This is a genomic window from Pseudomonas sp. PGPR N4 (assembly GCF_059693665.1).
The window spans coordinates 218,413-230,284 of record NZ_JCAUKV010000007.1 but is presented as its reverse complement, the minus strand read 5'-3'; the positions used below and the strand labels follow the sequence as shown (position 1 = coordinate 230,284).

Genomic DNA, 11,872 nt, shown 5'->3' with positions numbered 1-11,872 from the left:
AGGAACTCCAATGTTCTTATTCGGCGTTTTGCACGGCAGCGATCATGCGCACCACGTCGACGGTCTCAGCCACATCATGCACACGCAGGATGCTTGCACCCTTGGTCATGGCCAGCGCGGCCAGGGCCAGGCTGCCATACAAGCGCTCACCGACCGGGCGATTCAAGGCCAGGCCGATCATGCTCTTGCGCGAGACACCGACCAGTAACGGCCGCCCCAGGCGATAGAGCGCTTCCATGTGCTTGAACAGGCTGAGGTTGTGATCCAGCGTCTTGGCGAAACCGAAACCGGGGTCGAGCACGATGCGCTCGGCACTGATTCCAGCCGCGGCACAGGCGGCCATACGCTGCTCAAGGTAACGCGTCACGTCGACGGTCACGTCGTCGTAATGCGGGTTGTTCTGCATGTTGTCTGGGTCGCCGCGCATGTGCATCAGACACACCGGCAGGCCGGTCGCGGCGGCGGCATCGAGGGCCCCGTCACGCTCCAGCGCGCGCACATCGTTGATCAGCCCGGCACCAAGCCTGGCTGACTCACGCATCACTGCGGGCGTTGAGGTATCGACCGAGATCACCACATCGAGGCGGCTGCTGATTGCCTCGACCATGGGCGCAACGCGCTCGAGCTCTTCGGTAACCGATACCGCACGGGCACCCGGACGAGTCGACTCGCCACCGATGTCGATCAGGCTTGCGCCGGCGGCGACCATGGCCTCTGCATGACGCAGGGCCTCGTCGCGCTGACTGAAGCGACCGCCATCGGAGAACGAATCAGGGGTGACATTGAGGATACCCATGACATGGGTATGCGAAAAATCAAGAACCCGGTTGCCGCAAGGCAACCGGGTCGGGTACAGCTGTGAGGTCATGATAAACCTTAGATTTGAGCCGCTGGACCGCCGATCGGCGACTCCGGACGATCATCCTGGGAGGCCGACGTACCCGATGGACCGGTATCGTTGTTATCCCAATCACGAGGTTCACGCGGAGTACGGCCATTCATGATGTCGTCGATCTGATCGGCATCGATGGTTTCGTACTTCATCAAGGCCTCGGCCATGGCGTCGAGCTTGTCGCGATTGTCGGTGAGGATCTGCTTGGCCGTGGCGTAGCAGTGGTCGATGATGCTGCGCACTTCAGAGTCGATCAGCTTGGCGGTTTCGCCGGAAACGCTGGTCTGCTGCGCACCAGCGCTGCGCCCAAGGAACACCTCGCCGTCTTCTTCGGCGTACATCAGCGGGCCGAGCTTTTCCGACAGGCCCCACTTGGTAACCATGTTACGAGCGATCTGGCTGGCGCGCATGATGTCGTTGGAAGCACCGGTGGTGACGCCATCGAAGCCCAGGGTCATCTCCTCGGCGATACGGCCGCCGTACAGCGAGCAGATCTGGCTGATCAGGGCACGCTTGGACAGGCTGTAACGGTCTTCCTCAGGGAGGAACATGGTCACACCCAGGGCACGGCCACGCGGAATGATCGAGACCTTGTAGACCGGGTCATGCTCAGGCACGACGCGACCAACGATGGCGTGACCGGCTTCGTGGAAGGCCGTGTTGCGCTTCTCTTTCTCGGACATGACCATGGTTTTGCGCTCGGCGCCCATCATGATCTTGTCTTTGGCCAGCTCGAATTCTTTCATCTCGATGACGCGCTTGCTCGAACGTGCGGCAAACAGCGCGGCTTCGTTGACCAGGTTGGCCAGGTCGGCACCGGAGAAGCCTGGAGTACCACGGGCGATCACACCGGCATTGACGTTGTCGCCAATCGGCGCTTTGCGCATGTGCACCTTGAGGATCTGCTCACGGCCACGGATGTCCGGCAGACCCACCACAACCTGACGGTCGAAACGACCAGGACGCAGCAGCGCCGGGTCAAGCACGTCAGGGCGGTTGGTTGCAGCAATGACGATGATGCCGTCGTTGCCTTCAAAGCCGTCCATCTCGACCAGCAACTGGTTGAGGGTCTGCTCACGCTCGTCGTGACCACCACCCATGCCGGCGCCACGGTGGCGACCGACGGCATCGATTTCGTCGATGAAGATGATGCACGGCGCGTGTTTTTTAGCTTGCTCGAACATGTCGCGAACGCGGCTTGCACCGACACCCACGAACATTTCGACAAAGTCGGAACCGGAAATGGTGAAGAACGGCACCTTGGCTTCGCCGGCAATGGCCTTGGCCAGCAGGGTTTTACCGGTACCTGGTGGGCCTACCATCAGCACGCCACGCGGGATACGGCCGCCCAGGCGCTGGAACTTGCCCGGATCGCGCAGGAACTCGACCAGCTCGCCGACTTCTTCCTTGGCCTCGTCGCAACCGGCGACGTCAGCCAAGGTGGTTTTGACCTGATCTTCCGACAGCAGCCGCGCCTTGCTCTTGCCAAAGCTCATCGGCCCGCCCTTGCCACCGGCACCGCCCTGCATCTGGCGCATGAAGAACATGAACACCGCGATGATCACCAGGATCGGGAAGCTGGCAACCAGCAGTTGAGTCCAGATGCTTTGCTGCTCAGGCTGCTTGCCTTCAACAACCACGTTGTTGTTGACCAGGTCACCGATCAGGCCGTTGTCGGCGATGGCCGGACGCACGGTCTTGAAGGTGTCGCCGTCAGAGCGTTTGCCGGTAATGATGGCGCCGTCGACGGTGACGCGCTCGACCTTACCGTCCTTGACCTGCTGAATGAAGTCAGAATAGTTGAGGGTTTGCGGCTCGTTCGGGCTGGAGAAGTTGTTCATCACCGTCACAAGGACAGCAGCGATGATCAACCACAGGATCAGATTCTTTGCCATGTCGTTCAATTAGCTACCCTCTGAGGCCGGCGCAACGACGCAGCCGTGCCTCGCATGATATTCATCGCCCTAACTTACTACATTACCTGCGCAACCGCAGGCACCGTCTGTAACCCTTTGTGAAACCAGACTACACGAAGTTCGGACGATCCTGACGCAGCGGCTGATTGGATTTACCTATCGGCAGCTGCTCAAGCCGCTATCTCACGCCCCTTTGAAGCCTTTAGCCACCATGTATTGCTCACGGGAGCGATCTCGGGACGAGCTCGGCTTGCGCATCTGTACCTTGTCGAATTTGCGACGCACGTCTTTGAGGAACACATCAAAACCTTCACCCTGGAAGATCTTGATCACGAAATCTCCGCCTGGGCGCAACACCCGAGTGCTCAGATCAAGCGCCAATTCGCAGAGGAACATGGCTTTGGGCATGTCTACCTCAGGCGTACCACTCATGTTGGGGGCCATATCGGAAATCACAAGGTCCACATGCGAATCACCTACCGCGGCAAGAATGCTCTGCAGTACCGAATCCTCGGTAAAATCGCCGTGAATGAAGGTGACATCCGGGATCGAATCCATCTCGAGAATGTCGGACGCGATCAGGCGGCCCTTGCCACCAATCAGACGACTGGTCACCTGCGACCAGCCACCTGGCGCTGCGCCGAGGTCGATCACGCTCATGCCAGGACGGATCAAACGGTCCTTTTCCTGGATCTCCAGCAGTTTGTAGCTCGCACGCGAGCGGTAGCCGTCCTTCTGCGCCTGTTTGACGAAAGGATCGTTGAAATGCTCTGTCAGCCAGTTCTGGCTGCTTTTGGAACGCTGTACCAAGGGGCACCTCGATGAATAGCTTCGTGATTGACTGGGCGCAGCCACGGGCGCTCGGGTAAAATGGCTTCCAATTTTACAGAATCAGACGAAAAGGGTCAGATTATGCCGCTCAACAACGAGCAGAAGAAGCAGTACAAGTCTATTGGTCACGACCTCAAGCCGGTCCTGATTGTCGCCGGCAACGGTCTTAATGAAGGCGTGATCGCCGAACTGGATCGTGCTCTGGCTGACCATGAGCTGATTAAAGTCGAAATTCGCTCGGAAGATCGCGAAGAACGCAAAGCCGCGATCGCCGGGCTGTGCAAGGCTGGCCGTGCTGAACTGGTGCAGACCATCGGCAAAAAAGCGCTGATCTACCGCAAGAACCCACAGCCAAACAAGCAACTCTCGAACATCCACCGCAACAAGTGACGGTGGCTCCGCTCAGCGGCGCGCCTGGCGCGCCCTGACCGGGACGGGCTGGGCTACCAGCACGATGCCGGAAAAGCCCAATACCAAAAAGCAGAACATCTGCCAGCGCTCACCTACGGATATACCGTAGCGTAGCGTGTAATAGCTGACGCAGGCAGCAAAGCCGAGCAACAACATCTGCCCGCGAAACTGCCGCCACCAGGCCGGCAGGCCATCGACCCTCGCCAGCACCGCCAGCTGCACCATCAAACCCAACCAGGCCACGCCGACCAACCAACGGTCGATCTGCGTTGCGACGTCCTGCACCAGCAACGGCGCAAGCCCGGTGACCTTGAGTGCGGGCACCAGCCCTACATGGAATACCCACAGGCCGCCGACCCAGAAAACCTGGGACAGCTGCCAGAGAATCCCCTCGAGGGAAGGCGCCCGCAGGCGCCGATCAGATGTGTTTGACTTCGACAATCTCGTACTCGACCGTGCCGCTAGGCGTCTTGATCACGACAGTATCGCCTTCTTCCTTGGCGATGATGGCGCGAGCGATAGGTGCACCGACCGAGAGCTTGCCGAGTTTCACGTTGGCTTCATCTTCACCAACGATCTGATACGTCACGCGCTCGTCGGTTTCGGTGTTGGCCAGCTCGACGGTGGTGCCGAAAATGACCTTGCCCGTATGCGGGATGGTCGTCACGTCGATCACCACGGCGTTTTGCAGGCGGCCTTCGATGTCGCGGATACGCGCCTCGACCATGCCCTGCTCCTCACGGGCGGCATGGTACTCGGCGTTTTCCTTGAGGTCGCCCAGCTCGCGCGCTTCACCAATCGCTTGGCTCAGGCGCGGACGCTCGGTCTTGCTCAGAAACAGATGCTCTTCTTCCAGGGCGCGAGCGCCCTGGACGGTCATCGGGTATTTGGTAATGCTCATGCTTTGAGTCCTGCATGCAGATCCTGCAAGCGCCGCACGGTCTTTTCAGGGCCGAACTTCAGCGCTTCACAGATGGCTTCACCGGCCGCAATGGTAGTGGTGCAGTAAATCTTGTGCTGCAGCGCATTGCGACGAATCGAGTAGGAATCGGCGATCGACTGGCGGCCTTCGGTGGTGTTGATGATCAGCGACACTTCGTCGTTCTTGATCATGTCGACCACGTGCGGGCGACCTTCGGTCACTTTGTTCACGCGACGTACTTTCAGGCCGGCGGCTTCGATGAGCTTGGCGGTGCCGACGGTGGCAACCAGCTCAAAGCCGAGGTTGATCAGGTCGCGGGCAACGCCAGCCACTTGTGGCTTGTCGTCGTCACGTACGCTGATGAACGCAGTGCCGCCGGTTGGCAGTACTTCGCTGGCACCCATCTGGGCCTTGGCGAAGGCTTCACCGAAGCTGTCGCCGACACCCATGACTTCACCGGTGGATTTCATCTCAGGGCCGAGGATCGGGTCAACCCCTGGGAACTTGGCGAACGGGAACACGGCTTCCTTGACGCTGTAGAAGTTAGGAATGATTTCCTTGGTGAAGCCGATTTCCTTGAGGGTCTTGCCGGCCATGACGCGGGCGGCAATCATCGCCAGCGAGGTGCCGATGCACTTGGACACGAACGGTACGGTACGCGAGGCGCGCGGGTTGACTTCGATCACGTAGATCTTGTCGCCCTGCAGGGCCAGCTGCACGTTCATCAGGCCAACCACGCCCAGTTCCAGTGCCATCTTCTTGACCTGCTCGCGCACTTCGTCCTGCACATGAGCCGGCAGCGAGTACGGTGGCAGCGAGCACGCCGAGTCACCGGAGTGAACGCCGGCCTGTTCGATGTGCTGCATGATCGCGCCGATGACCACGTCGGTGCCGTCGCAGACCGCATCCACGTCCATCTCGATGGCGCAGTTGAGGAAGTGGTCGAGCAGCACCGGGCTGTCGTTGGACACTTGCACCGCTTCACGCAGGTAGCGCTTGAGCTCGTCCAGTTCGTAGACGATTTCCATGGCGCGGCCGCCGAGCACGTACGAAGGACGTACCACCAGCGGGTAACCGATCACGCCGGCAGCGCGGATCGCTTCTTCTTCGCTGCGCACGGTGGCATTAGGCGGCTGCAGCAGGTTCAGGCGCTGCACCATCTGCTGGAAGCGCTCACGGTCTTCGGCGCGGTCGATGGCGTCAGGGCTGGTACCGATGATCGGCACGCCGGCTTCTTCCAGGGCGCGAGCCAGTTTCAGCGGAGTCTGGCCACCGTAGTGGACGATCACGCCTTTTGGCTTCTCGACGCGGCACACTTCCAGCACGTCTTCCAGCGTCAGCGGCTCGAAGTACAGGCGGTCGGAGGTGTCGTAGTCGGTGGAGACGGTTTCCGGGTTGCAGTTGACCATGATGGTCTCGTACCCGTCTTCACGCAGCGCCAGGGCTGCGTGTACGCAGCAGTAGTCGAACTCGATGCCTTGGCCGATACGGTTCGGGCCGCCACCGAGGATCATGATCTTGTCGCGGGTCGACGGGTTGGCCTCGCACTCTTCCTCGTAGGTCGAGTACAGGTAGGCGGTGTCGGTGGCGAACTCGGCGGCGCAGGTGTCAACGCGCTTGTACACCGGGAACACTTCCAGCTTGTGGCGGTGGCGACGCAGGGTCTTGTCGGTAACACCCAGCAGTACAGCCAGGCGCTGGTCGGAGAAGCCCTTGCGCTTGAGGCGCAGCATCAGGTCTTTGTCGATGGCCGACAGGGCCAGGGTCTTGACCTTCTCTTCGTCCTTGATCAGGTCTTCCATCTGCACCAGGAACCAGTGGTCGATACCGGTCAGGGCGAAGATTTCGTCGCAGGTCATGCCCGAGCGCATGGCGTCGGCGACGTACCAGATACGCTCGGCGCCTGGCACGGTCAGCTCGCGCTTGAGGATGCTGGCGGCTTCAGGGCTGCTCAGGTCGACTTTCGGGTCGAGGCCGCACGCGCCGACTTCCAGGCCGCGCAGGGCTTTCTGCAGGGATTCCTGGAAGGTCCGGCCGATGGCCATGACTTCACCGACCGACTTCATCTGCGTGGTCAGGCGGGCGTCGGCTTTCGGGAATTTCTCGAAGGCAAAGCGCGGCAGCTTGGTCACGACGTAGTCGATCGACGGCTCGAACGACGCTGGGGTACGGCCGCCAGTGATGTCGTTGGTCAGCTCGTCGAGGGTGTAACCGACAGCCAGCTTGGCGGCGATCTTGGCGATCGGGAAGCCGGTGGCTTTCGAGGCCAGCGCCGAGGAACGGGAAACCCGTGGGTTCATCTCGATCACGACCATACGGCCGGTGTCCGGGCAGATACCGAACTGAACGTTGGAACCGCCGGTTTCAACACCAATTTCACGCAGCACCGCCAGCGAGGCGTTGCGCATGATCTGGTATTCCTTGTCGGTCAAGGTCTGTGCTGGCGCCACGGTGATCGAGTCACCGGTGTGCACGCCCATCGGATCGAAGTTTTCGATCGAGCAAACAATGATGCAGTTGTCCTTTTTGTCGCGGACAACTTCCATCTCGTACTCTTTCCAGCCGATCAGCGATTCGTCGATCAGCAGCTCTTTGGTCGGCGACAGGTCGAGGCCGCGAGCGCAGATTTCTTCGAACTCTTCACGGTTGTAGGCGATGCCGCCGCCAGTGCCGCCCATGGTGAACGACGGGCGAATGATGCACGGGAAGCCGAGCTTCTCGAGCACTGCGTTGGCTTCGTCCATGCTGTGGGCGATACCCGAACGCGGGCACTCAAGGCCGATGGCCTTCATGGCCTTGTCGAAGCGCGAGCGGTCTTCAGCCTTGTCGATGGTGTCGGCGTTGGCACCGATCATCTCTACGCCGAACTTTTCCAGAACGCCTTCGCGCTCCAGATCCAGGGCGCAGTTCAGAGCGGTCTGGCCGCCCATGGTTGGCAGCAGCGCGTCCGGACGCTCGGTCTCGATGATCTTGGCAACGGTCTGCCACTTGATCGGCTCGATGTAGGTGGCGTCGGCCATGGCCGGGTCGGTCATGATGGTGGCTGGGTTGGAGTTCACCAGGATGACGCGATAGCCTTCCTCGCGCAGCGCTTTACACGCCTGGGCGCCGGAGTAGTCGAATTCGCAGGCCTGGCCGATAACGATCGGGCCAGCGCCGAGAATCAGGATGCTTTTAATGTCTGTACGTTTTGGCATTGGGTGCTCACTCAAATCCGCGGGTCAGTCGGCAAGCCGGCTTGAACATGCTCAGGTCAGGCGCTGCCGGACGCAGCCAAGGCTGGTCCGGGGCCTGGATGGCGAATGCTCAGCGGCGCTTGGCCATGGCATCGATGAAACGATCGAACAGCGGCGCGACGTCAGTCGGGCCTGGGCTTGCCTCAGGGTGACCCTGGAAGCTGAAGGCGCTCTTGTCGGTGCGCTCGATGCCCTGCAGGGTACCGTCGAACAGCGACTTGTGGATCGCCCGCACGTTGCCTGGCAGGGTCGCTTCGTCAACAGCAAAACCGTGGTTCTGGCTGGTGATCATGACAACGCCGGTGTCGAGGTCTTGCACTGGGTGGTTGGCACCGTGGTGGCCGTGACCCATTTTCACCGTCTTGGCGCCGGAGGCCAGGGCCAGCAGCTGGTGGCCGAGGCAGATGCCGAACACCGGAATCTCGGTCTCGAGCACTTCCTTGATCGCCTGGATGGCGTAGTCGCATGGCTCAGGATCGCCTGGGCCGTTGGACAGGAACACGCCGTCCGGATTGAGCGCGAGGACTTCGCTGGCCGGCGTTTGCGCAGGCACCACGGTCACCCGGCAGCCACGCGCAACCAGCATGCGCAGGATGTTCAGCTTGACGCCGTAGTCGAAGGCGACCACGTGGTAAGGCAGGTCGGCAGCGGCGATTTCGGCATGGTCGTTGGTTTTCAGGTCCCACACGCTGGAGCGCCACTCGTAACGCGCCTTGGTGGAAACTTCTTTGGCCAGGTCCATGCCCTTCAGGCCCGGGAAGCCGCGGGCAGCTGCGATGGCGGCTTCTTCGCTGATGTTGTCACCGGCCAGGATGCAGCCGTTCTGAGCGCCCTTCTCACGCAGGATGCGGGTCAGGCGACGGGTGTCGATGCCAGCGATGGCAACCACGTTGTGCTCTTTCAGATACTCGGACAGCGACTGGGTCTTGCGCCAGTTGCTGGCAACCAGCGGCAGGTCACGGATGACCAGGCCAGCCGACCAGACGCGGTCGGATTCTGCGTCGCCCGGGTTGGTGCCGGTGTTACCGATGTGCGGGTAAGTCAGGGTAACGATTTGCTGGGCGTAGGAAGGGTCTGTAAGGATTTCCTGGTAGCCGGTCATAGCGGTGTTGAACACCACCTCTCCAACAGTCTGGCCGTCGGCACCGATGGCTTCACCGCGAAAAATGCTGCCATCAGCAAGGGCGAGTATGGCTGGCTTAGTCAAGAAGACCTCCCGTAAATAAAGCCTGAAAGGGCGATCGCAGGTTGCAAAAAAGCGGAGTGACGTATGGACACGTCACCCCGCTTCATGTGCTGAATATCTCTGCGCGCTTTTAGTGAACACACTAAAGCTGTAGCTTACAGAAATTGATGATTTTGGTCTACCGCGCATGTGTCGAAAATGCACACCAATGCGACAGGCACTTTAATTCCGAGTTGGATCCTTCGCGAGTAAACCCGCTGCCACAGGGATCGCTGTGGCAGCGGGTTTACCCGCGAAGCAGACGCCGCCGACCTTACTGATCAGTGCAGTTCGAGCACATCCTGCATGTCGTACAAACCTGGCTCACGCCCGTCCAGCCACAACGCTGCACGCACCGCGCCCTTGGCGAAGGTCATGCGGCTCGAGGCCTTGTGGGTGATCTCGACGCGCTCGCCATCAGCGGCAAACAGCACCGTGTGATCACCCACGATGTCACCCGCCCGCACAGTAGCAAAACCAATGGTCTTGCGATCACGCGCGCCGGTCTGGCCTTCACGGCCATACACCGCCACTTCCTGCAGATCACGACCCAGCGCCTGAGCAACCACTTCACCCATGCGCAGCGCGGTACCCGACGGTGCATCGACCTTGTGCCGGTGATGCGCTTCGCTGATCTCGATGTCGACCTCGTCACCCATCACCCGGGCAGCGATGTCGAGCAGCTTCAGGCACAGGTTGACGCCAACACTGAAGTTGGCGGCAAACACGATCGGGATGTCTTTACCGGCTTCGGCCAGCAGCAGTTTCTCTTCTGCCGAGAACCCGGTAGTGCCAATGACCATGGCCTTGCCCGCCTTGCGGCAGAACGCCAGGTTTTTCAGGGTCACCGACGGGTGTGTGAAGTCGATCAGCACGTCGAACTCATCAGCGACCTTGGCCAGGTCACCCGAAATGGTCACGCCGATCCGGCCCAGGGCCGCCAATTCGCCTGCGTCAGCGCCGACCAGCGAGCTGTCGGGCTTGTCGATGGCGGCCGTGAGGCCGGCGCTTGGCGCCTGTTGCTGCACAGCCTCGACGAGGATCTTGCCCATCCGCCCTGCTGCACCCATTACCGCAATACGTCGCATAGCCTGTTCCTTGTCAGAGATCGCCGAAGAAGCGCTTCACACCCTCGAACCAACCGTTGGCCTTGGGCGAATGGGAGCTGTCACCTTCGAGCGAGTCACGCAGCTCTTCGAGCAGCTCACGCTGACGACGGCTGAGGTTGACCGGGGTTTCCACCGCGACCCGGCACAGCAGGTCACCAGCACCACCGCCACGCACCGGAGCGACGCCCTTGCCACGCAAGCGGAACTGCTTGCCGGTCTGGGTGCCTTCAGGGATCCTCAGTTTGACCCGACCATCCAGAGTCGGCACTTCCAGCTCGCCACCCAGGGCGGCATCGGTGTAGCTGATCGGTACTTCGCAGTACAGATGCTTGCCGTCACGCTGGAAGATCGCGTGCTCACGCACGTTGATCACCACATACAGGTCGCCAGTCGGGCCGCCATGGGCACCCGCCTCGCCTTCGCCGGACAGGCGAATGCGGTCGCCGGTATCGACCCCAGCCGGGACCTTGACCGACAGCGTCTTGTACTCTTCGACACGGCCTTCGCCGTGGCACGAACCGCACGGGTCGGTGATGATCTTGCCCTGGCCATGGCAGCGCGGGCAGGTCTGCTGCACCGAGAAGAAGCCCTGCTGCATGCGCACCTGGCCGATACCGCCGCAGGTCGGGCAGGTCGACGGGGTCGAGCCCTTCTTCGCGCCACTGCCGTCGCACGGCTCGCAGTTGACCAGCGTCGGTACACGGATGTTGACCGTTGTGCCGCGCACGGCTTCTTCCAGGTTCAGCTCGAGGGTGTAGCGCAGGTCGCTGCCGCGTGCGGCGCCACCACGACCACCACCCCGGCTGCCGCCGAAGAAGTCGCTGAACACATCACCAAAGATGTCAGAGAAGTTGGCGCCACCGAAGCCTGCACCGCCGCCGCCCATGCTTGGGTCGACACCAGCGTGACCGTATTGGTCGAACGCTGCGCGCTTGCTCGCATCAGACAGCACTTCGTAGGCCTCGTTGGCCTCCTTGAACATGTCTTCGGATTCTTTGTCGCCCGGGTTACGGTCCGGGTGGTACTTCATCGCCAGTCGGCGGTAGGCCTTTTTGAGGTCACCTTCACTGGCGCCGCGCTCGACCCCCAGGACCTCATAATAATCACGCTTGGACATAGGTCATTTGCACTCTTGTGGGCGTTCGGCAAAGCTCTGCGCGTTCCGCGCCGTGCCGCCAGCACCTGCCGCTACACATGACTCATGCGCCCTGACAGATGCTGTAAAAATTCTCGTATTCCAGACACACCAACGCGGGAGCAAGCCCCCGCGCGGCGACATCCTACCAGCTCAACACCAAGCGGCGCTGAGCTGGCCGACAACTAGCAGGGA

At 61.0% G+C, this 11,872-nt stretch carries 10 protein-coding genes; 1 reads left to right on the top strand and 9 read right to left on the bottom strand.

Annotated features, from left to right (window positions below; genetic code table 11):
* Window positions 1-16 precede the first annotated feature (16 nt).
* The 3 genes from folP to rlmE form a co-directional block, all read right to left on the bottom strand.
* The gene (folP, locus tag AC58X1_RS22970; RefSeq protein WP_497429516.1) at window positions 17-868 is read right to left on the bottom strand and encodes a dihydropteroate synthase; all 852 of its coding nucleotides are present in this window, start codon (window positions 866-868) and stop codon (window positions 17-19) included.
* Between the two features lie 8 nt (window positions 869-876).
* Window positions 877-2,787: an ATP-dependent zinc metalloprotease FtsH gene (gene ftsH, locus AC58X1_RS22965; RefSeq protein WP_150572261.1), complete on the bottom strand. Its 1,911-nt coding sequence runs from the start codon at window positions 2,785-2,787 to the stop codon at window positions 877-879.
* Between the two features lie 204 nt (window positions 2,788-2,991).
* Window positions 2,992-3,618 (bottom strand): 23S rRNA (uridine(2552)-2'-O)-methyltransferase RlmE, encoded by a 627-nt coding sequence (gene rlmE / locus AC58X1_RS22960; protein WP_101322162.1) that lies wholly within the window; start codon window positions 3,616-3,618, stop codon window positions 2,992-2,994.
* A gap of 102 nt (window positions 3,619-3,720) precedes the next feature.
* Between rlmE and yhbY the strand changes: the two genes are divergently transcribed.
* Window positions 3,721-4,029 carry a ribosome assembly RNA-binding protein YhbY gene (gene yhbY, locus AC58X1_RS22955; RefSeq protein WP_101322163.1) on the top strand — a complete coding sequence of 103 codons (309 nt, stop codon included), beginning with the start codon at window positions 3,721-3,723 and terminating at the stop codon, window positions 4,027-4,029.
* 12 nt (window positions 4,030-4,041) lie between these two features.
* Here yhbY and AC58X1_RS22950 read toward each other — a convergent pair whose 3' ends face one another.
* The 6 genes from AC58X1_RS22950 to dnaJ form a co-directional block, all read right to left on the bottom strand.
* A complete protein-coding gene (locus AC58X1_RS22950) occupies window positions 4,042-4,491 on the bottom strand; it encodes an MFS transporter (protein ID WP_101322164.1) in 450 nt (149 codons plus the stop codon).
* Window positions 4,469-4,951 (bottom strand): transcription elongation factor GreA, encoded by a 483-nt coding sequence (greA, locus tag AC58X1_RS22945; RefSeq protein ID WP_178080796.1) that lies wholly within the window; start codon window positions 4,949-4,951, stop codon window positions 4,469-4,471. The genes AC58X1_RS22950 and greA overlap by 23 nt, the downstream gene beginning before the upstream one ends.
* Window positions 4,948-8,169, bottom strand: a complete 3,222-nt coding sequence (gene carB, locus AC58X1_RS22940) for a carbamoyl-phosphate synthase large subunit (protein WP_188036681.1) — start codon at window positions 8,167-8,169, stop codon at window positions 4,948-4,950. Before carB ends, greA begins: the two co-directional genes overlap by 4 nt.
* A gap of 109 nt (window positions 8,170-8,278) precedes the next feature.
* Entirely contained in the window at window positions 8,279-9,415 is a 1,137-nt protein-coding gene (carA, locus tag AC58X1_RS22935) for a glutamine-hydrolyzing carbamoyl-phosphate synthase small subunit (RefSeq protein ID WP_101322166.1), read from the bottom strand.
* 299 nt (window positions 9,416-9,714) lie between these two features.
* A complete protein-coding gene (gene dapB / locus AC58X1_RS22930) occupies window positions 9,715-10,521 on the bottom strand; it encodes a 4-hydroxy-tetrahydrodipicolinate reductase (protein ID WP_150571317.1) in 807 nt (268 codons plus the stop codon).
* Window positions 10,522-10,534: 13 nt separating this feature from the next.
* A complete protein-coding gene (gene dnaJ, locus AC58X1_RS22925) occupies window positions 10,535-11,659 on the bottom strand; it encodes a molecular chaperone DnaJ (protein ID WP_101322168.1) in 1,125 nt (374 codons plus the stop codon).
* Window positions 11,660-11,872: the final 213 nt, after the last annotated feature.

Bases quoted from the DNA above. Each gene is read 5' to 3' on its own strand.
- folP (WP_497429516.1), bottom strand. From the start codon at position 868: ATGACCTCACAGCTGTACCCGACCCGGTTGCCTTGCGGCAACCGGGTT.
- ftsH (WP_150572261.1), bottom strand. From the start codon at position 2,787: ATGGCAAAGAATCTGATCCTGTGGTTGATCATCGCTGCTGTCCTTGTG.
- yhbY (WP_101322163.1), top strand. From the start codon at position 3,721: ATGCCGCTCAACAACGAGCAGAAGAAGCAGTACAAGTCTATTGGTCAC.
- greA (WP_178080796.1), bottom strand. From the start codon at position 4,951: ATGAGCATTACCAAATACCCGATGACCGTCCAGGGCGCTCGCGCCCTG.
- carB (WP_188036681.1), bottom strand. From the start codon at position 8,169: ATGCCAAAACGTACAGACATTAAAAGCATCCTGATTCTCGGCGCTGGC.
- dapB (WP_150571317.1), bottom strand. From the start codon at position 10,521: ATGCGACGTATTGCGGTAATGGGTGCAGCAGGGCGGATGGGCAAGATC.
- dnaJ (WP_101322168.1), bottom strand. From the start codon at position 11,659: ATGTCCAAGCGTGATTATTATGAGGTCCTGGGGGTCGAGCGCGGCGCC.